This is a genomic window from Rhizobium sp. 10PS4 (assembly GCF_032464805.1).
GTDB lineage: Bacteria > Pseudomonadota > Alphaproteobacteria > Rhizobiales > Rhizobiaceae > Rhizobium > Rhizobium laguerreae.
The window spans coordinates 188,644-213,919 of the sequence record NZ_JAWDIW010000009.1 but is presented as its reverse complement, the minus strand read 5'-3'; the positions used below and the strand labels follow the sequence as shown (position 1 = coordinate 213,919).

Annotated in this window: 21 protein-coding genes and 1 riboswitch; of the genes, 4 read left to right on the top strand and 17 right to left on the bottom strand. The window is 61.8% G+C overall.

Translation table 11 applies throughout. The annotated features are described in order from the left end of the window. Nucleotides 1-169: 169 nt before the first annotated feature. Nucleotides 170-1,222, bottom strand: a complete 1,053-nt coding sequence (locus RWJ89_RS18830) for a lysine-2,3-aminomutase-like protein (protein ID WP_168255973.1) — start codon at nt 1,220-1,222, stop codon at nt 170-172. Beyond that, nucleotides 1,219-2,280, bottom strand: a complete 1,062-nt coding sequence (gene epmA, locus RWJ89_RS18825) for an EF-P lysine aminoacylase EpmA (RefSeq protein ID WP_025396397.1) — start codon at nt 2,278-2,280, stop codon at nt 1,219-1,221. The genes RWJ89_RS18830 and epmA overlap by 4 nt, the downstream gene beginning before the upstream one ends. Nucleotides 2,281-2,428: 148 nt before the next feature. Here epmA and efp point away from each other — a divergent pair, with 148 nt between their 5' ends. Then, the gene (gene efp / locus RWJ89_RS18820; RefSeq protein WP_017962511.1) at nt 2,429-2,998 is read left to right on the top strand and encodes an elongation factor P; all 570 of its coding nucleotides are present in this window, start codon (nt 2,429-2,431) and stop codon (nt 2,996-2,998) included. 183 nt (nt 2,999-3,181) lie between these two features. On the opposite strand, the gene RWJ89_RS18815 is transcribed toward efp, so the two are convergent. The 6 genes from RWJ89_RS18815 to metA form a co-directional block, all read right to left on the bottom strand. Next, nucleotides 3,182-3,910, bottom strand: coding sequence for an SIS domain-containing protein (locus RWJ89_RS18815; protein ID WP_025396398.1), 729 nt, complete (start codon nt 3,908-3,910; stop codon nt 3,182-3,184). A gap of 17 nt (nt 3,911-3,927) precedes the next feature. Then, nucleotides 3,928-5,079: an N-acetylglucosamine-6-phosphate deacetylase gene (gene nagA / locus RWJ89_RS18810; protein ID WP_222061727.1), complete on the bottom strand. Its 1,152-nt coding sequence runs from the start codon at nt 5,077-5,079 to the stop codon at nt 3,928-3,930. Continuing rightward, nucleotides 5,079-6,110 (bottom strand): SIS domain-containing protein, encoded by a 1,032-nt coding sequence (locus RWJ89_RS18805; RefSeq protein ID WP_316031246.1) that lies wholly within the window; start codon nt 6,108-6,110, stop codon nt 5,079-5,081. Before RWJ89_RS18805 ends, nagA begins: the two co-directional genes overlap by 1 nt. Continuing rightward, entirely contained in the window at nt 6,107-6,880 is a 774-nt protein-coding gene (locus tag RWJ89_RS18800; protein WP_131663128.1) for a GntR family transcriptional regulator, read from the bottom strand. Before RWJ89_RS18800 ends, RWJ89_RS18805 begins: the two co-directional genes overlap by 4 nt. A 162-nt stretch (nt 6,881-7,042) precedes the next feature. After that, nucleotides 7,043-8,065 carry an aldose epimerase family protein gene (locus tag RWJ89_RS18795; protein ID WP_131663127.1) on the bottom strand — a complete coding sequence of 341 codons (1,023 nt, stop codon included), beginning with the start codon at nt 8,063-8,065 and terminating at the stop codon, nt 7,043-7,045. Between the two features lie 226 nt (nt 8,066-8,291). Continuing rightward, nucleotides 8,292-9,215: a homoserine O-acetyltransferase MetA gene (metA, locus tag RWJ89_RS18790; RefSeq protein ID WP_168268657.1), complete on the bottom strand. Its 924-nt coding sequence runs from the start codon at nt 9,213-9,215 to the stop codon at nt 8,292-8,294. A gap of 47 nt (nt 9,216-9,262) precedes the next feature. Next, a riboswitch (SAM riboswitch) is annotated at nt 9,263-9,340 on the bottom strand. Between the two features lie 114 nt (nt 9,341-9,454). Between metA and RWJ89_RS18785 the strand changes: the two genes are divergently transcribed. Beyond that, entirely contained in the window at nt 9,455-11,347 is a 1,893-nt protein-coding gene (locus RWJ89_RS18785) for an ABC transporter ATP-binding protein/permease (protein WP_205938857.1), read from the top strand. 13 nt (nt 11,348-11,360) lie between these two features. Here RWJ89_RS18785 and RWJ89_RS18780 read toward each other — a convergent pair whose 3' ends face one another. The 4 genes from RWJ89_RS18780 to RWJ89_RS18765 all read right to left on the bottom strand — a co-directional run bounded on the left by RWJ89_RS18780 (nt 11,361) and on the right by RWJ89_RS18765 (nt 15,173). Beyond that, nucleotides 11,361-11,990, bottom strand: coding sequence for a hypothetical protein (locus RWJ89_RS18780; protein WP_131663124.1), 630 nt, complete (start codon nt 11,988-11,990; stop codon nt 11,361-11,363). Between the two features lie 120 nt (nt 11,991-12,110). Next, complete coding sequence (locus tag RWJ89_RS18775; RefSeq protein ID WP_316031245.1) at nt 12,111-13,928, bottom strand: ABC-F family ATP-binding cassette domain-containing protein; 1,818 nt, start codon at nt 13,926-13,928, stop codon at nt 12,111-12,113. Nucleotides 13,929-13,931: 3 nt separating this feature from the next. Further along, nucleotides 13,932-14,588, bottom strand: coding sequence for a thiamine diphosphokinase (locus RWJ89_RS18770; RefSeq protein WP_206105854.1), 657 nt, complete (start codon nt 14,586-14,588; stop codon nt 13,932-13,934). 57 nt (nt 14,589-14,645) lie between these two features. After that, entirely contained in the window at nt 14,646-15,173 is a 528-nt protein-coding gene (locus tag RWJ89_RS18765; RefSeq protein ID WP_131663121.1) for a MarR family winged helix-turn-helix transcriptional regulator, read from the bottom strand. 116 nt (nt 15,174-15,289) lie between these two features. On the opposite strand from RWJ89_RS18765, the gene RWJ89_RS18760 reads away from it, so the two are divergent. Both RWJ89_RS18760 and RWJ89_RS18755 read left to right on the top strand, forming a co-directional pair. Beyond that, nucleotides 15,290-16,828: an MDR family MFS transporter gene (locus RWJ89_RS18760; RefSeq protein ID WP_168329682.1), complete on the top strand. Its 1,539-nt coding sequence runs from the start codon at nt 15,290-15,292 to the stop codon at nt 16,826-16,828. A gap of 389 nt (nt 16,829-17,217) precedes the next feature. Further along, complete coding sequence (locus RWJ89_RS18755) at nt 17,218-18,762, top strand: M48 family metalloprotease (protein WP_131663119.1); 1,545 nt, start codon at nt 17,218-17,220, stop codon at nt 18,760-18,762. Nucleotides 18,763-18,813: 51 nt separating this feature from the next. Here the strand turns inward: RWJ89_RS18755 and RWJ89_RS18750 are convergent, their stop codons facing one another. From RWJ89_RS18750 to RWJ89_RS18730, 5 genes are all read right to left on the bottom strand, one after another. After that, entirely contained in the window at nt 18,814-19,677 is an 864-nt protein-coding gene (locus RWJ89_RS18750; RefSeq protein ID WP_012759432.1) for an RNA polymerase factor sigma-32, read from the bottom strand. A 377-nt stretch (nt 19,678-20,054) separates the two neighbouring features. Further along, entirely contained in the window at nt 20,055-20,627 is a 573-nt protein-coding gene (locus tag RWJ89_RS18745; RefSeq protein WP_003543775.1) for a CarD family transcriptional regulator, read from the bottom strand. A gap of 392 nt (nt 20,628-21,019) precedes the next feature. After that, complete coding sequence (gene fdxA, locus RWJ89_RS18740; protein WP_003567552.1) at nt 21,020-21,358, bottom strand: ferredoxin FdxA; 339 nt, start codon at nt 21,356-21,358, stop codon at nt 21,020-21,022. A gap of 194 nt (nt 21,359-21,552) precedes the next feature. Continuing rightward, complete coding sequence (locus RWJ89_RS18735) at nt 21,553-21,957, bottom strand: RNA-binding S4 domain-containing protein (protein ID WP_131663118.1); 405 nt, start codon at nt 21,955-21,957, stop codon at nt 21,553-21,555. Between the two features lie 2 nt (nt 21,958-21,959). Beyond that, nucleotides 21,960-25,229, bottom strand: coding sequence for a helicase-related protein (locus RWJ89_RS18730; RefSeq protein ID WP_221946111.1), 3,270 nt, complete (start codon nt 25,227-25,229; stop codon nt 21,960-21,962). Between the last annotated feature and the right edge of the window lie 47 nt (nt 25,230-25,276).

Here is a 25,276-nt window from a genome sequence, read left to right as displayed (position 1 = left end):
TATTGAGTTAAATATGACTAAGGCTCATAGTTAGGATTTTAGCGATCATTCCCGCGCCGTCGTAAACAACCACCTTATATCAATGACTTAAGATAATTTCGATACTGCGACGCAGTCTGGTTTCTGGCGTGGCGAGTACAGAAATGACACGCAAAACGCCGCGTTTGTCTCAACCGGCCGGTGGATAGGAATGCTCGCCGCCGCGATAATCGGTGATGGAATAACATCCGTCGCCTGTCGCACGGATCGCACTCCCAGTGACGACGGCCTTGCCGTGACCGCCTGGGATATCGAGGATGTATGCCGGCTGGCAGAGACCGGAAATTCGCCCGCGCAGCGCCGCGACGATCTCCTGCCCCTCGTCGATCGTCACTCTGAAATGACTGGTGCCGGGCGCCAGATCCGGATGATGGAGGTAATAGGGTTTGACGCGGATTTCGACGAAGGCCTTCATCAGCTTCGCGAGCACGTCGGGATCGTCGTTGACACCCTTGAGCAGCACTGACTGGCTGACCATGGCGATGCCGGCATCGACGAGGCGGCCGCAGGCCGCCCGCGCTTCGGTCGTCAGTTCGCTGACATGGTTGGCGTGCAGCGCGATATAGACCGTCTTGCCGCTCGCCTTCAGCGCGGCGATCAGCGCCGCATTGATCTTCTCGGGATCGACGACCGGAACACGCGTATGGAACCTGATGATCTTGACGTGCGCGATGCTGGCAAGCGCCTCCATGATCTCGCCGAGCCGGCGCGAGGAAAGCACCAGCGGATCGCCGCCGGTGAGGATGACCTCCCAGATTTCCTCATGACCGCGGATATAATCGAAAGCGGCCTGCATCGCCGCGGCATCGAGCGTGCCGAGGCCCTGCGGCCCAACCATTTCGCGCCGGAAGCAGAAGCGGCAATAGACCGGGCAGACATGCACGGCCTTGAGCAACACACGATCGGGATAGCGGTGAACGATGCCTGCAACGGGGCTGTGGGCATGATCGCCGATCGGATCGGCGCGTTCTTCCGGGGCGATCGTGAGTTCGGCTGCATCGGGCACGAATTGCCGAGCGATCGGATCATCGGGATCGGCTCGATCAATGAGCTTGCTGATCGCGGGCGTCAGCGCAACCGCGTAACGCGCTGCCACCTCCTCGAGCGCTATGCGATCGGCAGGCGCGACCAGCCCCGCCTTCACAAGATCGTCGACGCTCTTGATCGGTTTGACGACATTCATCTTCCAACCTCCGCCACCGGCGCCCAGAGCACCTGGTCGATGCGTGATGCTCCCGTCGCGAGCATCACCAACCGGTCGAAGCCGAGCGCGATACCGCTTGCCTCAGGCATCAGCGACAGCGCGGCGAGGAAATCCTCGTCGATCGGATAGGTCTCGCCGTAGACCCGCGCCTTCTCGGCCATCTCGATCCCGAACCGTCGCCGCTGTTCTGCAGCGTTGGTGAGTTCGCCGAAGCCGTTCGCTAGCTCGACGCCGCAGGCATAGAGCTCGAAACGTTCGGCAACCCTCGGATCGCGTGCCGAGCGACGCGCAAGGGCTGCCTCCGAGATCGGATATTCGTCGAGGATGGTGATGCGGCCGAAACCGAGATGCGGTTCGATCTTTTCGACCAGCACCCGGCTGAAGAGATCGGCCCAGCCGTCGTCATCGGCAACCCGCATGCCGATGCGCTTCGTCTCGGCCGCCAGATGGTCGCGGTCAGTCGAACCGTCGGCGGCGACCGAGGCGAGAAGATCGATGCCGGCATGACGCTCGAACGCTTCGGCAACGCTGATCCGCTCCGGCCCGGCGAAGGGATCGCTCTCGGCGCCGCGATAGGCAAGCTTCCCGGTCTTCACCGTCTCAGTCGCCAGCGCCAGGATCCGCACGCAATCCATCATCAGGCTCTCGTAGCCTTCGCCGGCCCGATACCATTCGAGCATGGTGAACTCGGGATGGTGCAGCGGCCCGCGCTCGCGGTTGCGATAGACATGCGCAAAACACGAGATGCGCTCCTCGCCCGCCGCAAGCAGCTTCTTGCAGGCGAATTCCGGCGAGGTATGCAGGTAGAACGGCGCCTTTTGCCCATCCGTCGTCAGTGCTTCCGTCGCGAAGGCATGCAGATGCGCCTCGTTGCCGGGAGAGACCTGCAGCACCGCGGTATCCACCTCGATGAAATCCTCGCGCGCGAAAAACCCGCGCAACGCCGCTTGGATCGCATTGCGTCCGATCAGGAACGGTCGGCGGTCGGCATGCACGGACGGGGTCCACCAGGGGGACGCTTTCGCCGAAGAGTTCATTCCAAGCTTTCTTCGCCGGAGAGGCCGGTATGGGGGGTGGCTATTTCCCGGATTTTAGGTTAGTTGCGCCCCAAAGAAAAACATTTGCGTCTTCGGAGCGTCTCGACAGTCATCTACGACGCCGAAAGCCGAGTTACAAGGAAGTCTTATGGTCAAGGTCATCGCCTCTTCGGTCCGCAAGGGCAACGTTCTCGATGTCGACGGCAAGCTCTATGTCGTTCTCACCGCCCAGAACTTTCATCCGGGCAAGGGCACGCCGGTCACCCAGGTCGACATGCGCCGCATCGTCGACGGCGTGAAGGTTTCCGAGCGCTGGCGCACCACCGAACAGGTCGAGCGCGCCTTCGTCGAGGACGTGAACCATCAATTCCTCTACGAAGACGGCGAAGGCTTTCACTTCATGAACCCTCAAAACTACGATCAGGTCGTCGTCGATGTCGACACGATGGGGGACGACAAGGCTTATCTGCAGGAAGGCATGACCTGCGTTCTGTCAATGCATGAAGGCATTGCGCTGGCGATCCAGATGCCGCGTCACGTCACGCTCGAAATCATGGAGACGGAACCGGTCGTCAAGGGCCAGACGGCTTCGTCTTCCTACAAGCCGGCTATATTGTCGAACGGCGTGCGCGCCATGGTGCCGCCGCACATCAATGCCGGCACCCGCGTCGTCATCGCCACGGAAGACAATTCCTACGTCGAACGCGCCAAGGACTGATCCTGGTTTCAGCCTATAGAAGAGGCCGGCTCACGCCGGCCTTTTTTGTATCCGCCGTCTCGATTAATAATCGGAGCATGATGTCGTCCGAAAACCGCTCACACTTTTCGGCATCATGCTCTATCTTTTTGTTTTCACGCAATTCCGGACGCAAAATCGCGGCACACTTTTGCGCGACATGCTTTAGAGATGCGGGTTGCGCGGACGGTATTTCTTCACGAGCTTCTGGTTGATCTCAGCGGCGCCCGGCATGTTGGCACTGAGATAAATTGGCGCATCGCCGGATTTCGAAAGCTCCGAGGCGACTTCGGCGAAGATCGCATTGATGACCGTCACCCCGACTGCTGTCGAGACTGGCCCAACCCGAAGCCCCGTGCCTTCGAGATCGACAACAGCGTCACCCGGTGGCAGCCCGTTGTCGAGCACCACATCGGCCACGTCGGCGAGCCGCCGGCGGCCATTGGCGATCGCTGAGGAATAGGCGATCGACGTGATGGCAATCACCTTTGCGCCGATTTCGCGCGCATAGTCGGCGGCCTCGATCGGCGCGGCGTTCACCCCCGAATTGGAGGCGATGATGATGACATCGCCCGGCTGCATGCCGTAACGCTCCAGCATCGGCCGCACCAGGCCCTGCGTGCGCTCATAGACCGAACTGATGACCGCACCCTCGTGCAGCATGGCCGAGCCGACGAGTATCGGCACGGTGAAGGCGAGCCCGCCGGCACGATAATGCACCTCTTCCGCCAGCATATGCGAATGGCCGGTGCCAAAGACATAGACCCGCTTGTCGCCGCGGGCAGCATTGAGGATGACGGCTGCTGCCTGCGCCATCGGCTCGGCAAGCGTCTGCTTCAGTTCTTCCAGCCGGCCGATCAGATTGGAGAAATAGGCATCGGTGATATCAGTCATCCGGCTTATCCTTGATTTCAGGCCGTTTCGCCGCTGAGCCAGGTGGCGGTGACGGCAAGCGCATCGGTGAGATGCACGAGATCGGCACGCGCGCCCGGCGAGAGATGGCCGCGATCGGCAAGCCGAAGGAACCGGGCCGGATAAAGGGTCGCCATGCGCAAAGCCTCGGCAAGCGTCAGGTCGAGATAGGTGACGCCGTAACGGATCGTCGAGATCATGTCGACGTCGGAACCGGCCAGCGTGCCGTCGGACAGCACCAGCTTCGAGCAGAAACCGCCCGTTTCGCGCCGGACGGTGCGCCCGTTCAGCGTGAACGAGTCCTTCTCCGAGCCGACGAGCGACATCGCATCGGTGACGAAAAACAGCTTGCCTTCACCGCGTTTGGCGCGCAGCGCCGTGCGCAGGGCCTTCGGATCGACATGATGGCCGTCGGCGATAATGCCGCACCAGGTCGAGGGATGATCGATCGCTGCGCCGACGAGACCGGGCGCACGGTGTCCCAACTGGCTCATGGCATTGAAGAGATGCGTGACTCCACGAGCTCCGGCATCGAAACGTTCTTCCGCCGCCTCGCTCGAACAATCGGAATGGCCGATGCTGACGGTGACGCCGGCTTCCGCAAGCTCACGCACCTGGGCAACCGTCACCTGCTCGGCGGCCATGGTGACGAGCAGCGTGCCGATCGCCTCGCGCGCCCGGATGAAGGCCTTGACATCGCGGTCCTCTACCGGCCGCATCAGTTCGGCCAGATGCGCGCCCTTGCGCGCAGGCGCCAGATGCGGGCCTTCGAGATGCAGGCCGGCGACACCGCGGTTCATTTTCACTGCCTCCTTGGCCGCCTCGATGGCGGCAATGGAGGTCTCTGATGTATCGGTGATCAGCGTCGGCAGCAGCGACGTCGTGCCATAGGGCCGGTGCCCGCCGGCGATGATGTCCATCGAGGCAACGGAAGGCTCGTCGTTCAGCATCCGCCCGGCGCCGCCATTGACCTGCGCATCGATGAAACCGGCCGACAGAACACCGCCGGCAAGCGTCACCACCTCGCCGTCCGGCAGATCATTTCTGGCAGCGATCGCTTCGACGCGGCCGCCGACAACGATGAGGGCCTTGTCGTCATGGAGGCGCTCGCCGTCGAAGATGCGGGCGCCGAGGAAGATCTTGCGGACCATCAGACCGTCTCCGTCACCTTGAGCAGGTTTGCCGGCTTGTCGGGATCGAAGCCCTTGCGGCGCGTCACCGACTCGATCAGCCGGTAATAGACGAGCAGCGACACCAGCGGATCGACGAGGCCGTTGCCCGTCGTCCGCACGCGCAGATGGACGCCGGAAAGCAGCTGAGTCGAGAAACCGACGGTGGTGGCGCCGAGTTTCTGCAGGCGTTCCAGCGCCTGCACATTGTTGACGAAGGCCGCATCGTCGGGCGCAAAGGCGACGATCGGGAAGCCCGGCTGCACCAGGCGCATCGGGCCATGCATCAGCTCCGCCAGCGAGAAGGCCTCGGCATGCAGGCCGGAGGTCTCCTTGGCCTTCAACGCCGCTTCGAGCGCGATCGCGAAGGCCGGGCCGCGGCCGGCGGTATAGAGCGATGTCGCATTGAAGAGCACCTCCTCGGCTGCCGCCGTGTCGATACCGGCGGTTGCCGAGAGCGCCTCCGGCAGCTTGCCGAGCGCGGCCTGCAGATCGGACGCACCGCCGATGGCAGCCGTTACCCCGGAAAGGGCTGCAACCGAGGCGATGAAGGATTTTGTCGCCGCGACACTCTTTTCAGCACCTGCATTGAGACCGAGAACGATATCGGCCTGCTTCGCAAGCGGGCTGTCGGTGACGTTGACGACGGCGATCGTCGTCGCTCCGCCCTTCTTCGCCGCATCCTGCAGCGCGACGATGTCGGGGCTGGCACCCGACTGCGAGACGGTGAAATGGACACCGCCCTTCAGATGCAGCGCCGCACCATAGACCGAAGCGATCGACGGGCCGACCGAGGCGACCGGAACGCCGCAGGTGATCTCGAAGAGATATTTGAAGAAGGTAGCGGCATGGTCCGAGGAGCCGCGCGCCGCCGTCGTCACCACGCTCGGGCGGGCGGACGAAAACAGCCGGGCGATCTCGGCAAAGACCGGTTTTTCCTTTTCGAGCAGCGTGGCCACCACCTCAGGCGATTGGCCGGCTTCCTGTAGCATCAGTGACTGGTGGTCATTCATAGGTCATCTCCGATTCTCAATTCGGCAACGAAATCATAGGCATCGCCGCGATAATGCGAGCGGGTGTATTCGACGACGCGTTGGTCCTCCAGGCGCGAGACACGTTCGATCAGAAGCGCTGGCGCGCCCGATTTGACGTCCAGGATCGCCGCGGAAGACGGATCGAGCGTGACTGCGGTCAGCCGCTGCAGCGCGCGCACGGGCCTGTGGCCGCTGGCCGTCAACGCATCGTAGAGCGATCCCTCACCGCCGGCATCGTGTCCCAGGAACTTGATCGGCACCACGGCGCGTTCGATCGCCAGCGGCAGGCCGTCGGCAAGGCGCAAGCGGTCAAGTCTCAGCACCGGCTCGTCGCCGCCGAGGCCGAGCAGGAAGGATTCCTCCGGCGACGGCGTATTGACCGCCCGCGACAATATCCGTGCGGCCGGCAGACGCCCGCGTGAACGCATGTCGGCGGAGAAGGAGGAAAGCCGCCACAGCGACTGTTCCATGCGTTCCACCCTGCTCGATACGAAAGTACCGCTTCCGTGGCGCGATTCCAGTGCGCCTGACGCCATCAGGTCGCGATAGGCGGTGCGCACGGTGACACGGCCGAGCTTCAGAGCCTCGGCAAGGTCGCGCTCGCCCGGCAGCGCGGTGCCGGGCTTCAGCAGCCCTTCCTGAATGAGGCCGGTCAGCGTCTGCGCCAGCCGCTTGTAGAGCGGCCCGGTCAGCGCCTCGTCACGCAGGCCGCGGCTGTTCAGTTCCGCTATCAGACTGGTTCTATCCATGGACACACAATAGAACCTATATAGAACCAATCGGCAAGACAGAATCGAGCACGGTACGAAAAAACCCTCGCCGGCGGACCAGCAAGGGTTTCATAGCGCTCGAATTTGACGGCCGTGCGTCGACAGCGCCGCGCGTTAAAAACGTGCGGCGCTGGAGGATGCTCAACTCTTGGTGAAGATATAATCCGTCTCCTGGCGCAGCACTTCGCCGGGGCGCAGGACCGCATTCGGAAAACCTTGGTGATTGATGGCATCCGGCCAGATCTGCGTCTCCAGGCAGAAGCCGGCGAATGGGCCGTATTTGCGCCCGCCGATGCCGGGGGCCGCGACATCGAGCTTGAAGCCGGCATAGAACTGCACGCCTGGCTCCGTGCTGCGCACTTCCAGCGATACGCCGGAATACAGGCTGCGGGCGAGCGCGACGCTCCGCTTGGCGGTACGCTCGCCCGACAGGCAGAAATTATGGTCGTAAAACGCTTGTTCACTGCCGACAAAACGCTTCATCGGCGCCATCTCGCGGAAATCGAATTCCGTGCCCTCGACGGAACGGATCTCGCCGGTCGGCACCTGCTTCTCATCGGTCGGCAGATAGTGATCGGCGGCAATCATGATGTCATGGCCAAGCGCGTCTTCGCGGCCGTCGAGATTGAAATAGGCGTGCTGGCAGACATTGGCGAGCGTCGGCTGGTCGCTGGTCGATTCGTAGGTGATCGACAGTTCACCATTGCCATGCACCCAAAAAGTCGCCTGGATGGTGCAATTGCCGGGATAGCCGGCGCGGCCATCGGGATCGACGATCTTCAGCACCACGCGGTCGACGTCATGCTCGACGATCGTCCAATTGCGTTTGGCGATATTGTCGCTGCCGCCATGCAGATGCGTGACGCCGTTTTCATTCGGCTCGAGCTGATAGTCCTTGCCGTCAAGCGTGAACCTGCCGCCGCCGACGCGGTTGGCGCAGCGGCCGGGCGTCGCGCCGAAATAGGACGAATAAAGCAGATAGCTGTCGAAATCGTCGAAGCCAAGCTGCAGCGGCGCATCATGTCCCTCGAGACGCAGATCCTGGATGACCGCGCCCCAGCTGATGATCTTGGCCGTCAGCCCGCCGCCCTTGATCTCGACGCGATAGACGGTCTCGCCCGCCTGCGTCTGCCCGAAAACGTCCCGCTCCAACTTATCCGACATGATCGACCGTCCATTCTATCTCTTCTGCAAATTCCTCAATTCGGAATCGATTTGAGGAATTTGCAGCGATTCAAACTGTGCATTGCACGTCCGGCGAAGACGCGCGGTGTGGTAGGCTTCAGGACAGGAACCTGCCCGCATTTGCTTCGATCCGCAACCGGCGGATCAGAAAGAAAAGCCGCAGCAGTGACGCGGCGGCATAGGCTCGCGGCGCGATCGTCAACGATCAGAGATCGGTGCCGATCTCTTCCACATCAAAGGGCGTCGTCTGGTAGATTTCGTTGATCCAGTTGCCGAACAACAGATGTGCATGGCTGCGCCAGCGGTTCTGCGGCGCAAGCGCCGGATCGTTATGCGGGAAGTAATTGTGCGGCATCTTGATTGGCACGCCGGCATTGACGTCGCGGAAATACTCGTCGGAAAGCGAGGTGGAATCATATTCGACATGGTTGAACATGTAGAGCCGCCGGCCTCTCTTCTCGTGCACGAGGCAGACGCCCATTTCGCTGGACTCCATCAGGATCTCCAGGCTTTCGGATTTCTCGATGTCAGTGCGGCGCACTTCGGTCCAGCGCGACACCGGCACTTCGAAATTGTCGGAAAAGCCGTTGAGATAGATGGAGGACGGCTTGAGGTTCCGGTGACGGTAGACGCCGAAGGCCTTCTCCTTCAGCTCGTATTTCGGAACGCCGTGAAAATGATAGACCGCCGCCATCGCGCCCCAGCAGACGTTCATCGTCGAATGGACATTTGTTTCCGTCCAGTCGAGAATCTCCTGCATCTCCGGCCAATAGGTGACGTCCTCATAGGGCAAAAGCTCGATCGGCGCCCCGGTGATGATGAAGCCGTCGAACTTGCGGTGCTTTACCTCTTCCCAAGTCTGGTAGAAGGCAAGCAGATGATCCTCGGACGTATTCTTCGCCTTGTGGCCGCCGATGCGGATAAGCGACAGTTCCACCTGCAGCGGCGAGGCGCCGACGAGACGGGCCATCTGCAGTTCGGTCTTGATCTTGTTCGGCATGAGGTTCAGCAGCCCGATCTGCAACGGTCGGATATCCTGACGGATCGCCAACGTCTCGGTCATCACCCGCACACCCTCCTGAACCAGGGTTTCGAAGGCGGGCAGCGTATCGGGGATCTTGATGGGCATTGCGGTCACTCGATCAAAAACAAAAACCGGCGGCGACAAAAATCGCTACCGGTCCGCACGCGGCCCTTTAGCGACTTTTTTAACGTGGCTGCAAGCCGGCCGGCCAAATCACCACGGAGGCCTTAATTAGACCCAGTCTGATTGCGAATCAACTGGCGAATGCATGCAGGAGAGACTCATGCAAGCATCATCACACTTTAATGACTGATAGAATCTGTTGATAGACCGGTAACGCCACCATGTTATTTATAGGGGCATGGGCGATTTGGAAAAGCGTAATGGCAGATAAGATCGAGAGGAGGCCGGGCATCCGGAGGCAGGATAGGGTAGGGTATGATCTCAGCCTGACATATCGCCTCGGCGTCATGTTCTCAGCATTCTGGAATTCGGAAGTGCGTGGCAAGGTGCTGTTTCTGGCGACCGTGCTGATCCTCGTCATCCTGGCGACATCCTACGGCCAGGTCATTTTGAACGAGTGGAATGCTCCCTTCTATGATTCGCTGGAGCGCCGCGACCTCGGCGAATTCTTCCACCAGCTCGAAATCTTCGCGATGATCGCCGGCACGCTGCTGCTGCTCAACGTGCTGCAGGCTTGGCTGAACCAGATGACCGCGCTCTATATGCGCGAAGGCTTGTCGCGCGATCTGGTCGACCAGTGGCTGAAGCGCAAGCGAGCGCTGCGGCTCGCCTCCAGCGGCTTGATCGGCGTCAATCCAGACCAGCGTCTGCACGAGGATTCCCGCAACCTTGCCGAAAGCACGACAGGACTGGTTCTCGGCCTGCTGCAGTCGACCATTCTTCTTGTGAGCTTCATCGGCGTGCTCTGGGAACTTTCCAGCGGCTTCATTTTCCGCATCAGCGGCCATAGCTTCTCCATTCCAGGCTACATGGTCTGGGCGGCGATTTTCTATGCCGCTTCCGCCTCAGTGCTGAGCCAGGTCGTCGGCCGCAAGCTGGTGAAGCTCAATGCCGATCGTTTTTCGAAAGAGGCCGAGCTTCGCTTCACGCTGATGCACGCCAACGAAAACATGCCGGCAATTACCGTCGCCCGCGGCGAGGAGAACGAGCGTCGGCGCATCAACACCGATATCAGCTCGGTCCTGACAGTCGTCAAGCGGCTTGCCATGGCCAATACCAATCTCACCTGGGTCTCGGCCGGCTATGGCTGGCTGGTGATCGTCATCCCGATCATCGTTGCCGCCCCCGCCTATTTCTCCGGCGGTCTCACCCTCGGCCAGCTGATGATGTCCGTCGGTGCCTTCAACCAGGTCAACACGGCGCTGCGCTGGTATGTGTCCAATTTCGGCCCGATCGCCGAATGGCGCGCCACACTGATGCGCGTCACCGATTTCCGCCAGGCGCTGGTCGAGATGGAAGAGGACTTCGACCTGAAGGACAGCATCGCCTATGAAAACGCCGCGCCCGACACGCTGACGCTGAAGGACGTGGTGATCGTCGCCAAGATCGGCGAAGACATCGAGGAATGCGGCGGTTTCCGCCTGCGTGAAACCGATGTCGTGATCAAGGCCGGCGAAAAAATCATGATCAACGGCGATCACAGCGTCAATCGCAAGCTGCTCTTCCAGGCGATGGCCGGCCTCTGGCCGTGCGGCAGCGGCACGATAGGCCTGCCGCCGATCGACGACATGCTCTTCGTTCCGCAGGTTGCCTATGTTCCCGGCGGCACGCTGCGCGAGGCGCTGGCCTTCCCCGAACGTCCCGAAGCCTACGAGAAAGCCGACGTCGAGGCGGCCCTCGACAAGGTTGGTCTCCATTCGCTGATCGCAAGGCTCGAAACCCGCGCCCGCTGGGACAAGCTGCTCGACAGCGACCAGCAGAAAGCGATCGGATTTGCCCGGCTGCTTCTCGTGCGCCCGCGCTGGATCATCTTCGACGAAGTGCTGGAAGGCATGGAGCCGGAATTTCAGGAAACAATGGCCAAACTGCTCACCTCGATGCCCGAAAGCGGCATGATCTATATCGGCCGCTCCGAGGCCTATCTCGAGGTGCTGAAGCCGCGCGTGCTGCATCTGCAGGCGCTGCCGTCAAAATCCGAGGAACAGCCATCTGTCGTCCAGACCGGCGCCAGCGCCAGTGCCGGCGCTGCCGCCATGCCCGCGCCGGCGCTTTGATGCCGCGCATCCGTTACATCGGCGGTATGACGCCGTTGAGACCGACGGCGATCTGGCTGGCCGAGATGCTGCCATCCGCCGCCGTCTCGCCGGTGACGACGACGCCGGCGCCGGGCTTCAGATCATCCTTGGTCGCAGGCGCCAACGTCACGATCGGCGTGCCATCGGCAATCGAGATGGTCTTTTCCTTGCCCTGATAGGTCAGCGTGATCGTGTGGCCGTCGACGGATTTGACGGCGTTGCTGACAGTCGCGTTGGTCATCTGGCTGTTCGGCTGTGCATCCCAGGGACGGTTGCCCTCACCGGTTCCCTTCATCGACGCCGGAAAGATCAGCACCTCGATCGCCCCGTCCGGGCCCGTGCCCTTCGGAAGCGAAGCGACGCCGACGAAATCGCCGGGTTTGATATCCTCGACGGAAGCTTTTTTGATGCCGTCGACCTTCCAGCCGGCTTTCAGCGCGACCGTCGCATCGTTGCCCTTGCGCGTCTTGACGACGAGCGTATCGCCGCTGAGTGTTTCGATTGCGCCCCGAACACGAATGCGCTGGGCGTCTTGCGCCTGTGCGGTTTGCGACAGGGCAAGCGCCACGAGGCTGCCGGCAGTAAGTGCTGTGAGAAAACGGGAATGAGGCTTGCGAGACATATGACTTTTCCTTGTCGCCATTGCGATCAGCAATATCCCCGGCTGCCGGACGGCACCTTATGCCGCAGGACGACACACTGACGAATCAAGGAAAAGTGAGCCTTGAGCCTCGAGAAAATCTCAGCCTTCCAGCTCTTCCCGCAGCATTTCGAGCTCCAGCCACTCCTCTTCCATGTCAGTCAGGCTGGCGCGCAGTTTTTCCATCTCGCCGGCAAGCCGGTTGAAGGCTGCGGGATCGCGCGTGAAAAGATTGGGGTCTGCCATCACCTGTTCGCGCTTGGCGATTTCGGCTTCGGCCTTCGCCATTTCCTTTGGCAGGTTTTCCAGTGCGAATTTCTGCTTGAAGGAGAGCTTGACCTTCGAGCTGCCTGAAGCTGTTGCTTGCTGGGTCTTCGGCTTCTCCGCCGCCTTCTCGGCTTTTCTGCGCTCCTCAAGCGCGCCCTTGCGCTGTATAAGCATGTCCGAGTAGCCGCCAGCATATTCGATCCAGCGACCATCAGGCGCATCCGGCACGGCGGGTGCGATCGTCGAGGTCACGGTGCGGTCGAGGAAATCGCGGTCGTGGCTGACGAGGATGACGGTGCCGGGAAAGCCGGCGACAATCTCCTGCAGGAGATCGAGCGTTTCGATATCGAGATCGTTGGTCGGCTCGTCGAGGATCAAGAGGTTCGTCGGGCGCGACAGGATGCGTGCCAGCATCAGCCGGGCGCGTTCGCCGCCGGAGAGGTTTCTGATCGGCGTACGCGCCTGTTCCGGCTGAAACAGAAATTCCTTCATGTAGCCGGTGACATGGCGCTGCTCGCCGTTGACGAGCAGGTTTTCGCCGCGCCCATCCGTCAGATAGTTGGCAAGCGTATCCTCGGGATCGAGATCTTCGCGTTTCTGGTCGAGCGTCGCAATCTCCAGATTGGTGCCGAGCTTGACGATGCCGCTATCGGGTGAAAGCTGTCCGGTCAGCATCTTCAGCAGCGTCGTCTTGCCGGCGCCGTTCGGTCCGACCAGACCAATGCAGTCGCCGCGATGCACGCGGATCGAAAACGGCGTGACGATTGCCCTCTCACCGAAGCTCTTGGTGATCTTGTCGGCCTCGATCACCAGCTTGCCGGATTCCTGCGCGTCCGAAACCGTCGCCTGCACCGTGCCCTGCGGTCCCTTGTGGCCGCGATAGTTCGAGCGCATCGTCTGCAGCTCGCCGAGACGGCGCATGTTGCGCTTACGCCGCGCCGTGACGCCATAGCGCAGCCAGTGCTCCTCGCGCTCGATCGACTTGCCGAGCTTGTGCTGCTCCAGCTCCTCGGCCTCCAGCACCTGGTCGCGCCAGGCTTCGAAATGTGCAAAGCCCCTGTCCAGCCGGCGCGAGGTGCCGCGGTCGAGCCAGACGGTTGCCGTCGAGACCTTTTCGAGGAAACGCCGGTCGTGCGAGATCAGCACCAAGGCGCTGCGCGTCTTTTGCAGCTCGCCTTCCAGCCATTCGATGGTCGGCAGGTCGAGATGGTTGGTCGGTTCGTCGAGCAGAAGAATGTCCGGCTCCGGTGCCATAACCCGGGCAAGGGCTGCGCGCCGCGATTCGCCACCGGACAGCATCCTGGGGTCCTCATCGCCTCTCAGCCCGAGATGCGACAGCAGATAGGTGACACGATAGGGGTCATCGCCCGGGCCGAGGCCGGCCTCGGCATAGGCCTGCACCGTGTTGAAGCCGGCAAAATCCGGCGCCTGTTCGAGATAACGCACCGTCGAGGACGGATGGCGGAAGACCTCGCCGGACTGCGCCTCGACCAGGCCGGCGGCAATCTTCAGCAGCGTCGATTTTCCCGAGCCGTTACGCCCGACGAGACAGATTTTGTCACCGGGCTCGATCTGCAGGCCGGCACCCGCCAGAAGCGGTGCACCGCCAAAGCTCAGGAAGATATCGTCGAGTTTCAGAATGGGAGGGGCCAAAAATCAGACTCCGGAAAGATCATAGGGCCGGGCGAGCACGATTGCCCGGCCGCTGCGGAGCGAAAAGCGAACCTTGCCTTCCGCAACATTGGAAATGGTGCGCGATGAGCCGAAAGGCAGATGGAAATCTGCCAGCGGATAACGTGCATTCTCGATGGAAAGCCCTCTCAGCTCGCTGAATCCGGGCACGGAAAACAGGCTGCCCTTGGGAAGGTCCAGTTCGATCGCACCGGCAACCAGCGGCACTGCCTCTTCCTTGCCCGAGGTCAGCAGCAGGTCGAAACCCTCTTCCGCCAGGCTGACGGCCGACAGCAGATGCTGAAGCGCGTGGTCGGAACGTTCGCCGCCGAGCGCACCGGCGAGGATCAGCCGCCGCGCGCCCCGCGCGATGGCCTCCGCCACGGCGATTTCACCGTCCGTCGCCGCCTTCGCTGCCGGATAGGGCTGTTTCGGCACATCGGGAAATGCACCCGCGAGATCATCAGGGGTCGAATCGAAATCGCCGACCCAGAGCTCCGGCGCAATACCGAGTGCTGCCGCATGCCGCATGCCGCCATCGGCCGCAATGAAGCGGCTGTCCTCGATGGCATCGCGCAGGCGCTCCGTCAGGCTGAGTTCGCCGCCAAGGAGAATGGTGAAGGTGGATTGGCTCATGGGCATTGCCCTTAGCGCAAACGAGGGGTCGAGGGGAAGGGCCGGCGAACGTCGGCGTCTGCCTCAGCCCGGCGTATCCTTGTCGCGCGACAGGAAAACCGCCTCGTAGCCGCCGATGAAGCGCTCGAAGAGCGCTGCGAAGCGCTCGACATCTTCCTGCGGCCAGTCCGAAACGATTTCGGAAATGATCGCAAGCTTCTGCGCGACGATCTCGGCAAGCAGGTCCTGGCCGACCTCGGTCATGACGACGACGATCCGCCGCGCATCGGCCTGCGAGGCCTCGCGGCGCAGCACGTTGCGCCCGACCATGTCGGCCACCACGCGGCTTGCCCGTGACGGATCGATGCGCAGCATCTCCGCGATCATGCCGACCGTGACCTCGCCGGCAGGCTGCGCCCTCCGCACGGCATCGAGCACGTCGAGATGCGATAGCTCGAGGCCCGGTGCAGCACTCTGGATCGCCAGCCGGCCGATCAGCCGCCGCCCGGTCATCAGCCGCATGCGCGCCATGCTCCGGCCGATACGCGGCACGTTTTCACGATCCGGCTTGGCCGGCTCCACAGAATGGGTCTTGGTCAGGACGTCGCTCATCACAGGACCATAACAGAGCCGATTCAAAAATTGAATATGCCGATGTCATTAATGTGCCGTTGACAACTATATGCTGTTAGCACATAAATGCACTTCAACCCGGAACGATGCCTCCCATGGACATGCACCTCGCGCCTGCGCCGCTCGTGACGGATCCTCGTCGCCGGCTTATCCTCTTCTTCTTCCTGATGACCGCCATGTTCATGGCGACGCTTGATAATCAGATCGTCTCCACGGCGCTGCCGACGATCGTCGGCGAATTCGGTCATCTCGAGCGTTTCGGCTGGATCGGCTCGGCCTATCTCCTGTCGCTGAGCGCAGTCATGCCGCTCTACGGCAAGCTCGGCGACCTGTTCGGCCGCAAATACGTGATGATGACGGCGATCATGATCTTCACCGTCGGATCGACAGTCTGCGGCCTTGCGGTCTCGATGAATACGCTGATCGCCGCCCGCGTGCTGCAGGGTCTTGGCGGCGGCGGCATCATGGTATCGATCTTCGCCGTCAACGCCGACCTGTTCGAGCCACGCGAGCGGGCGCGCTACCAGAGCTATTCCAGCCTCGTGCTGATGGCATCGGGCGCGATCGGCCCCGTGCTCGGCGGCACGATGAGCGATCTCTTCGGCTGGCGCTCGATCTTCCTCGTCAACGTGCCGATCGGCTTCATCGTGCTCGCCGGCCTTGTCTTCATGCTGCCGTACCGCAAACCGCATCGCCGCCCCAAGATCGATTATGCCGGTGCGCTTCTGCTTGCCATGACGACAACAAGCATCGTGCTTGCCACCGACAGCAGCGAACTGTTCGGTGCATTGATTTCGCCTGAAAGTATCGGCATCGTCGCCTTCGGCGTCGTCTGCGCCGTCACCTGGGTGTTCGTCGAGCGCCGCGCGCCGGAGCCGATCGTTCCCCTGCAGCTGTTTCGCAACTCGACCTTCAGCCTGCTCCTGGTGATCTCGATCATGGGCGGCGCCATCGCCATCGGCATGGTCAATTATCTCGCTCTCTTCCTGCAGACCACGACCGGCCTTTCGCCGTCTGCCGCCGGCCTGCTCTTCATCCTTCTGACCGGCGGCCTCGTCTGCGGGTCGCTTTCCGCAGGCCGCATCATCTCGAAGACGGGGCGCTACAAGCCCTTCGCCATTGCAAGCCTCACCTGCAGTGCCATCGCCTTTGCACTGATGTCGCAGATCCACGCGGGAACGCCGATCGCCTTCATCGGCGCGGTCATGATGCTGCACGGCATCGGCATCGGCCTTGCCCAGCAGGTTCCCGTCATCGGCGTACAGAATGCAGCACCCGCCCGCGATGTCGGCGCCGCAACCGGCTCGGTGACGCTGTCGCGCATGGGCGGTGCCTCGATCGCCATTTCCATCTATGGCGCCATCATCGCCTCTCAGCTCGGCAAGGTCGGCATCTCCATTCCCGGCGTCGCCGATATCGAGCAGCTGACGCCGAAAATGATGGCCGCCCTTCCCGAAGCGAGCCGCCAGGCCGTCGCCGATACCTATGCCGCCGCTTTCTCGCCGCTCTTCATGACTTCCTGCGCCATTGCGCTGATCGGCCTTGCCGCCGCCATCATGCTGAAACCCGTGCAGCTGCCTCGCGCCGGCGAGACCACGAAGCCGCAACCGGCGACGGCGGAAGCTGCCGAATAGTCGAATCGTTACTGCGAGAGGATGCTTCACCGGGAGCCCTTCCTCTCGATGCCTATATCAAGGGTTGCAATTTTCTCGCAAGACTGTCGCTATCGAGCCGGTTGCTTCAATCGTGCCGTTCTTTTTCCGCGCCGTCGACGAATCTCCGCTTTGTGACGGAACTTTCGCCATAATTTCATCCGAGCGAAAGGAAGCCTTAATGCCTGAGGCTTGCTAAAATGCAACGGCGCCACATTTAAACGAAGTCTCGCTATGCAACCGATGCGTAAATCAGCTACAGCAACGACTTGTATCGGCCGATTGTGCAGCGCGAGATCAGGGGTGCGCACCTGTTGAGTTCCCCTTGCCACGGTCGGTCCGAATCTGCGGCAAACCGGCAAAACAGCGACATGATGCGGAGAATCAGACTGGACAGCTCGACGACGTGGAAATCGCCCGCGCTTTCCAGTGATGCCATCTCCGCGCCGCGGCGCTTCGCGCGTCGCATGATGCTGCTTTCGGCCCTCGCAATGGCGCTGAATGGCTGCCAATCGCTGATCGACCAATCCTATCAGCCCAGTGTCTCGCCTTCTTCCAATCCGCAGATCGTCGACGAGGTGCAGAAGAACGATCCGCGCGCGGCAATGGGCGCCCGCGAGCATCCGCGCATCGTGGCAAGCTATGGCGGCGAATACAAGGACGCCAAAACCGAGCGCCTCGTCGCCCGCATCGCCGGCGCGCTGACGGCGGTGTCGGAAAATCCGAGCCAATCCTACCGCATCACCATTCTGAATTCGCCGGCGATCAACGCCTTCGCGCTGCCGGGCGGTTATCTCTACGTTACCCGCGGCCTGCTCGCCCTTGCCAACGACGCCTCGGAAGTCGCTGCTGTGCTGTCGCACGAAATGGGCCATGTGACGGCAAACCACGGCATCGAGCGGCAGAAGCGCGAAGAGGCTGAGGTCATCGCCAGCCGCGTCGTCGCCGAGGTCCTGTCCAGCGACATCGCCGGCAAGCAGGCGCTTGCCCGCGGCAAGCTGCGGCTCGCCGCCTTCTCCCGCCAGCAGGAGCTGCAGGCCGATGTCATCGGCGTGCGCATGCTCGGCGAAGCCGGCTACGACCCTTATGCCGCCACCCGGTTCCTCGATTCGATGGCCGCTTACAGTCGCTTCATGTCGGTTGATCCCGAAGCCGACCAGAGCCTCGACTTCCTGTCGAGCCATCCGAATTCGGCCCAGCGCATAGAACTTGCCCGCACCCACGCCCGCGCCTTCGGCCAGGAAGGCTCGGTCGGCGACAAGGGTCGCAATTATTATCTCGACGGTATAGACGGACTGCTCTACGGCGACAGCCCGGAAGAAGGCTATGTGCGCGGCCAGACTTTCCTGCATGGCGGCCTCGGCATCCGTTTCGACGTACCGCCGGATTTCCACATCGACAACAAGGTCGAAGCGGTGATGGCCACCGGCCCGAACGACATCGCCGTCCGCTTCGACGGCGTCGCCGACAATCAGAACCAGAGCCTCACTAACTATATTTCCAGCGGCTGGGTGACCGGGCTCGACCCGTCGACCATCCAGCCGATCACCATCAACGGCATGGAAGCAGCCACCGCGCGCGCTAGCGCCGACCGCTGGGATTTCGATGTGACCGTGATCCGCAACAATTCGCAGATCTTCCGTTTCCTGACCGCCGTGCCGAAAGGCAGCGGCGCCCTTGAGCCAACGGCGAATGTGCTACGGGCGAGCTTCCGCCGCATGACGCCGGCAGAGACCGCCTCGCTGAAGCCGCTGCGCATCCGCGTCGTCACGGTCCGGCCGGGTGAGAACATCTCGACGCTCGCCGCCCGCATGATGGGCACAGACCGCAAGCTCGATCTCTTCAAGCTCATCAACGCCCTGCCCACGGGGGCAGCCGTTGCAACAGGCGATCGCGTCAAGATCATCGCCGAATAAAAAAGGCCCGGTTTGCGCCGGGCCAGTCTGTGCTGCTGGAGGGGATAAGGTTCAGGCGTAGGCCGCCATATGCGGATCGGCGCTGACGAGCGCGCTGCGAAGCTTCTCCATCGCCCGGCTTTCGATCTGACGTACGCGCTCCTTGGAAATGCCGAGATCGGCACCGAGCTCTTCGAGCGTGGCACCGTCTTCCGCCAGTCGCCGGGCGCTGATGATCTTCATCTCGCGTTCGTTGAGATGTTTCAGCGCCGAGGCGAGCCAGACGCGGCGGCGCTCGCCGTCGATCATGTTCGACACCTGCTCGTCCGGCAGGGGATCGTCGCTGACGAGGAAGTCCATCTTCTCCGCACTCTCGGCATCGCCGGAGACCGAAGGCGCCTGCAGCGAGGCGTCATTGCCGGAAAGCCTGGCATCCATCGTCTGCACATCCGAGAGGCTGACGCCGAGGGCTGCGGCGATTTCCTGGTGAATGGATTGCAGCGTCAGCTGCGTGTCACCCTTGGCGAGCTTGGCGCGCAGACGGCGCAGATTGAAGAACAACGCTTTTTGCGCCGAACTGGTGCCGCCGCGCACGATCGACCAGTTGCGCAGGATATAATCCTGGATCGACGCCCTGATCCACCAGCTTGCATAGGTGGAAAAGCGCACGTCGCGTTCGGGCTCGAAGCGGGCGGCGGCCTCGAGCAGACCGACATAGCCCTCCTGCACCAGATCGCTCATCGGCAGACCGAAATTGCGGAACTTGCCCGCCATGGATATGACGAGGCGCATATGGGCCATGGCGATCTGGTTGCGCGCACCGCGGTCGTCATGATCCTTCCAACGGGTGGCGAGATCGTGCTCTTCCTGGCGGGCGAGATAAGGCGCGGCCATCGCGATTTTGATCATGCGCCGATCTGCAGACATGTTCTTCATTTCAATCTCCCGAAACAGGCCTCTCGCCCTGAAATGAACAATAAAACTCATCTTCCGGAACATCGCTGTCCGGATTGAATGGGGTTCTGAATGCATAAAAGCCTCGCCCCTGGACTTTTCAGGGGGAGGCCCTATTTCTCATCATGTGCCGGTAAGACGGCTGGGCAGGATCTGTTTCTTCACCTTGCCGGATGGGCAATATAGAAAAGGCATGATCCGCTCCTCATCGAACATTGACGGAATAGCAGTTCGCCCGTGAGGCCATTGCCCGACGAGCAGTCCGCAATTACGTGTGATAAACGCGGCAATCGGGAAAAAGTTCCAATAAAAAAACCCGGCTCGAAGGCCGGGTTTTTTGCCAGAAAAACGGGGTCGCTTTATGCGGCTTCGTCCTGTGAATCGTCTTCTTCGATCGCCTTGCCGCGCTTCGGACCCTTGTTGAGATTGGTCTCGACGAGGCGGACGGCTTCGGTTTCCGACATCTTGTTGACCGCGGCGATTTCGCGCGCCATGCGGTCGAGCGCAGCCTCATAAAGCTGACGCTCGGAATAGGACTGTTCAGGCTGGTTCTCGGCACGATAGAGATCGCGCACGACTTCAGCGATGGAAATCAAGTCGCCGGAATTGATCTTGGCATCATATTCCTGGGCGCGGCGGGACCACATGGTGCGCTTGACGCGCGCCTTGCCCTGCACAACCTTCAAAGCACGCTCGACGAAATCCGTTTCCGAAAGCTTGCGCATACCAATGCTCATGGCCTTCGCGACCGGAACCTTCAGACGCATTTTGTCCTTCTCGAAATCGATAACGAAAAGTTCGAGCTTCATGCCGGCAACTTCTTGCTCTTCGATAGCGGTGATGGTACCGACGCCATGAGCGGGGTAGACAATTGATTCACCGGTCTTGAAGCCGTGACGTGCTGTAGAAGGCTTTTTCTGCTGAGTCGTCATTCTATTCAAAAACTCCCTGTTACGCTTCCGGCGGCGGCCGGAGCCGGGTCAGTCAGGCCCGGGTGAGACGGTAGTATCCGTCGGGTGACTTCACTCTGGTCCCATCGGGCAAAAGCAAAGACTTCTTGCGCACGATCTTGGGACCCGGCGCTCAAAGCGTTGATATGTCACGGAAACCGTGTACGGATTTGTTTTGCTTTCGTGATGGTTTTGGGCATGCGTCATGCCACAAATGGAACAGTAGACGAAACCTATCATAAAAATATGAGGAAATCAATAATTTGCTTCGCTTGAGTCATGCGGGCAACACATGTCACCCATATGCCTCACGCAGCTTTTAAAACGTTTCGCGCCGCGGTCGCCCGAATCCGGGACCGGATGTGGGCGCTGTCTCAATCGCCAGAACCGGGCTTCTCCGAAAAATACTTTTCGAACTTTCCGGTCTCGCCATCCATTTCCTTGGCCTCGGGCAACGGGTCCTTCTTGACCGTGATATTCGGCCAGATCGTGGCATATTCGGTATTGATTTTCAGCCATTTGTCGAGGCCCGGCTCGGTATCGGGCTTGATCGCCTCGGCGGGACATTCAGGTTCGCAGACGCCGCAATCGATGCATTCGTCGGGATGGATGACGAGGAAATTCTCGCCCTCGTAGAAGCAGTCGACAGGGCAGACTTCCACGCAATCGGTGTATTTGCACTTGATGCAATTGTCGGTCACGACATAGGTCATGAAGAACTCCAGGATTTCCATGCGGATGGGGCCGGGCAACCTGGAACGTCGCGCCTATCCCCGTGCCGGAGGAAAAGCGTGAGCAGGCTTGGGAGGCAAGCACGCTTCCGGCAGGTTGTCAGTGACCTATCGGCTTTATCGCCGGATTTCAAGGATAAACGATCTGCAAAAGCCGCCGCCGCAGACAGAGTTTTCTAATCCTCGTCCGACATCAGCCTGTCGATTGCACGTCTTTCCTTTTTGGTCGGACGGCCGGTGCCGGTCGCCCGGATCGCCTGCTCGTAGGGCGTGAGACGTTTTGCCTCATCGGGCGGCGGGGACTGGTCGTCGTAGAGCAGCCGCGCCTCCTCGTAAGGCCCCCGCCGTTCGCCGGCAAGGCGCATGACGAGAACGACATCGCGCCGCTCCATCGTCAGCTCGATACGGTCGCCCGGCTTGACCATCTGGCTTGGATGGTTGCAACGCTCGCCATTGATGCGCACATGGCCCGATTGGATGTGGCTCTGCGCCAGCGAGCGCGACTTCACCATGCGCGCGAAGAACAACCACTTGTCGATGCGCTGGCGCGAACCGCTTGTCGGCTGTATCTCCCCGCTCATGATTACTTCTTCATCTGCTCCTTGAGAGCTGCGAGCTTGGCGAAAGGCGAATCCGGATCGATCGGCTTCTCCTTGCGCGGCGGCTTGGCCTCGAAGCGCAACGGCTGCGAGCCGCCACGATTGTTGTTGCGGTCGTTGCGATCGTTACGCTCGCCGCGATCCTTGCGATCGCCACGGTCCTGCCGGTCGCCACGCGGCTGGTCGCCCCGTGGTTGGTTGTTGCGGTCGCCTCTTGCCTGCTGCGGTCGGCCACCATCGCGACCGCCGCCTTCCTTGCCGCGGTTCTGGCGATTGTTGTCGCGGCCGTCGCCGCCGCGATTGCCCTCGCCGCCTTCACCGCCGCCCGGCCGGCGATTGCGGTCGCCGCGCTCCTGGTTCTGACCGCGCTCCTGGCCCTGGGCGCCACGGCGTTCGCCATGCCCGCCGCGCCCCTGGCGCTGATTGTCGTTGCGACCGCCAAGACGCCACAGAAGAACCGGCTTCGGTTCCGTCGGCTCGCCGGCTTCCCCAGGAGCAGGTCCTGCTTCCTCGGAAGCCGATACCGTTTCCGCAGGAGCGGAGATTTCCCCGGCAGCTGAGGCTTCCGCCGGAGCGGATGCCTCGATCGCTTCCGGAGCGGGGCTTTCGACCGCTCCCGTCACCTGCGCGTCGGCGACCGCCGAAGCCGCCTCGGTTGTGGATGGCTCGGCAGCAGTCTCTTCCGCGGCGCCATCGGCATCGTCGTGATCGGCCTTCTCGGCAGTCTCTTCCGCAGGCGTTTGCGCGCTGGCGGCAGGCACTGAGGCCGCATCCTGCGCCGCAAGATAGACCGATGCCTCTTCCGCCTTCACGGCATCGGCGCGATAGCCGAGACCCTTGAGGATTTCTTCCATGTCCTCGAGCGTCGCACCGAGGATCGACAGCATCGCCGTCGTCGTCGTGAAGCGGCGGCCATCATAGGCGCCCTCCGGACGGTTGTTCTGACCGGGCTTCCATTGCAGCAGCGGACGGATGATATCGGCAAGCCGTTCCAGGATGTCGATACGCACGGCACGCTTGCCGAGGAAACGGAAGCCGGCGAGCTTGTAGAACATCCGCTCGAAGCTCGGATCGGTGACGACGGAGGTGCGACCGGCGGCAAGCACGGGAATGAGATCGCCGTAGCCCGGCTTGTCGAGACCGTCGTTCTTCAGCGCCCAGAGCAGCGTGATGAGTTCGGCCGGCGCCGGCTTCAGAAGTGCCGGGACGAAGATATGATAGGCGCCGAAACGCACGCCGTAGCGGCGCATGGAGGCGCGGGCCTCCTGGTCCAGAGACTTCACCTCCTCGGTTACGTCGCGGCGGAACAGCACTCCGAGATTCTCGACGAGCTGGAAGGCAAGCCCCTTGGCGAGACCCTGCAGGTCCTCGGCGCGCGACAGATCATCGAGCGGCTTCAGCACCGTGCTGATATGATGATTGACGAAGCGCTCGATGCGGGCGGCAACGTGATCGCGGGCATTGCCCGTCAGTTGTTCATCGGCCAGCAGGATCACGCGCGGACGCATGATGTGATCGCTGCCCGAAAGCCGCGCCACCGGGTCGCCCAGCCAACGGATCAACCCATCCGAACCGATCACCAGATCGCTGTTGCCGGCGGCGTGCATCCGGGCCGCGCGGGCTTCGAACTCGAGCCCGAGCGCCTTCTGCGACGCAGCCTGAACCGCCTTGGCATCCGGTCCGTCCGTTCCCGCCACCGGCGTGAAACGGAATCCGCTCAACTGCCCTACATGATGTCCTTCAACGAAGACATCGCCATTCACACTGATTTCAGCTTCCAGCATCGCATTCTCTCTCAGGCGCTTCATGAGCACAGATGTCCTGCGATCAACAAAGCGTTTCGTCAACCTTTCATGTAACGCGTCGGACAATCGATCTTCGATTTCCCGCGTCTTTTCCTGCCAGTGTGTCGGATCGGCAAGCCAACCGGGCCGATTCGAAACGTAGGTCCAGGTTCTTATCTGCGCGATTCGCGCCGAAAGCGTGTCAATTTCGCCATCTGTTCGATCGGAGCGATGAACCTGCTCCGCAAGAAACTGCTCGTTCACCGTGCCATAGCGGACGAGATCGGAAAAGAGGGTCGAGATAAGATCGGCATGTTGTGCTGGCGTGATACGCCGATAGTCGGGAAGCGCGCAAGCCTCCCAGAGTTTTTCGACGCGCGCCGGCCTGTCGGCGAGATCGATGACCTCGGGATAACGCGAAAGCTGTTCCAGCGCCTGCTGGTCGACCGCAGGCAGTGCCCGCGTCAGCCCCGGCACGCGCGGACCCGCCTCGAGGCTGGCGCGCAGCGACGCGATTGAGGAGAAGTCCATCTCCGTCGTCCGCCACTGCAAAACCTTGACGTTGTCGAACTCGTGTCCTTCGATGCGCTGCACCAGCTCGTCGTCGAAGGGCGAGACTTGCCCGGTGACGCCGAAGGTCCCGTCCCGCACATGCCGCCCGGCGCGCCCGGCGACCTGGCCGAGTTCGCCCGGATTGAGATTGCGAAACTGGTAACCGTCGAATTTCCGGTCCTGGGCAAAGGCGACGTGATCGACATCGAGGTTGAGGCCCATGCCGATCGCATCGGTCGCCACCAGATATTCGACGTCACCTGCCTGATAAAGCGCCACCTGCGCATTGCGGGTGCGCGGGCTAAGCGCGCCGAGCACGACCGCCGCGCCACCGCGCTGCCGGCGGATGAGCTCGGCGATGGCATAGACCTCGTCGGCGGAGAAGGCGACGATGGCAGAACGCTGCGGCAGCCGTGTGATCTTCTTCTGCCCGGCATAGAAAAGATGCGAAAGCCGCGGCCGCTCGACGATAGTGATGCCGGGCAGGAGCTGCTGCAGGATCGGCCGCATCGTCGCCGCGCCGAGCAGCAGCGTTTCCTCGCGGCCGCGAAGATGCAGGATACGGTCGGTGAAGATATGGCCGCGCTCGAGATCGCCGGCGAGCTGCACCTCGTCGATCGCGACGAAGGCGGCTCTGGTCTCGCGCGGCATCGCCTCGACGGTGCAGACGGAAAAACGGGCATTGGGCGGCGAAATCTTTTCCTCGCCGGTGACCAGCGCCACATTCTGCGCGCCAACCTTCTCGACCACCCGCGTATAGACCTCGCGCGCCAGCAGCCGCAGCGGCAGGCCGATCACGCCCGTCCCGTGCGCGACCATGCGCTCGATGGCATAATGGGTCTTGCCGGTATTGGTCGGCCCGAGCACCGCGGTCACACCGCGCCCACTCAGAATCATCCGCTGCGAAGTCAGAGTCATGGGTCCATGCAAATGAGGCGGGGTGGCCCCAGGAAAATCTCGGCTCC

Coding starts and splice junctions, on each gene's coding strand:
- RWJ89_RS18805 (WP_316031246.1), bottom strand. CDS start 6,110: ATGAATGACCACCAGTCACTGATGCTACAGGAAGCCGGCCAATCGCCT.
- RWJ89_RS18800 (WP_131663128.1), bottom strand. CDS start 6,880: ATGGATAGAACCAGTCTGATAGCGGAACTGAACAGCCGCGGCCTGCGT.
- RWJ89_RS18795 (WP_131663127.1), bottom strand. CDS start 8,065: ATGTCGGATAAGTTGGAGCGGGACGTTTTCGGGCAGACGCAGGCGGGC.
- fdxA (WP_003567552.1), bottom strand. CDS start 21,358: ATGACCTATGTCGTGACCGACAATTGCATCAAGTGCAAATACACCGAT.
- RWJ89_RS18755 (WP_131663119.1), top strand. CDS start 17,218: ATGATGCGGAGAATCAGACTGGACAGCTCGACGACGTGGAAATCGCCC.
- RWJ89_RS18785 (WP_205938857.1), top strand. CDS start 9,455: ATGTTATTTATAGGGGCATGGGCGATTTGGAAAAGCGTAATGGCAGAT.
- RWJ89_RS18830 (WP_168255973.1), bottom strand. CDS start 1,222: ATGAATGTCGTCAAACCGATCAAGAGCGTCGACGATCTTGTGAAGGCG.
- RWJ89_RS18815 (WP_025396398.1), bottom strand. CDS start 3,910: ATGACTGATATCACCGATGCCTATTTCTCCAATCTGATCGGCCGGCTG.
- RWJ89_RS18765 (WP_131663121.1), bottom strand. CDS start 15,173: ATGAGCGACGTCCTGACCAAGACCCATTCTGTGGAGCCGGCCAAGCCG.
- RWJ89_RS18730 (WP_221946111.1), bottom strand. CDS start 25,229: ATGACTCTGACTTCGCAGCGGATGATTCTGAGTGGGCGCGGTGTGACC.
- metA (WP_168268657.1), bottom strand. CDS start 9,215: ATGCCCATCAAGATCCCCGATACGCTGCCCGCCTTCGAAACCCTGGTT.
- RWJ89_RS18735 (WP_131663118.1), bottom strand. CDS start 21,957: ATGAGCGGGGAGATACAGCCGACAAGCGGTTCGCGCCAGCGCATCGAC.
- epmA (WP_025396397.1), bottom strand. CDS start 2,280: ATGAACTCTTCGGCGAAAGCGTCCCCCTGGTGGACCCCGTCCGTGCAT.
- nagA (WP_222061727.1), bottom strand. CDS start 5,079: ATGGTCCGCAAGATCTTCCTCGGCGCCCGCATCTTCGACGGCGAGCGC.
- RWJ89_RS18745 (WP_003543775.1), bottom strand. CDS start 20,627: ATGACGACTCAGCAGAAAAAGCCTTCTACAGCACGTCACGGCTTCAAG.
- RWJ89_RS18750 (WP_012759432.1), bottom strand. CDS start 19,677: ATGAAGAACATGTCTGCAGATCGGCGCATGATCAAAATCGCGATGGCC.
- efp (WP_017962511.1), top strand. CDS start 2,429: ATGGTCAAGGTCATCGCCTCTTCGGTCCGCAAGGGCAACGTTCTCGAT.
- RWJ89_RS18770 (WP_206105854.1), bottom strand. CDS start 14,588: ATGCCCATGAGCCAATCCACCTTCACCATTCTCCTTGGCGGCGAACTC.
- RWJ89_RS18760 (WP_168329682.1), top strand. CDS start 15,290: ATGGACATGCACCTCGCGCCTGCGCCGCTCGTGACGGATCCTCGTCGC.
- RWJ89_RS18780 (WP_131663124.1), bottom strand. CDS start 11,990: ATGTCTCGCAAGCCTCATTCCCGTTTTCTCACAGCACTTACTGCCGGC.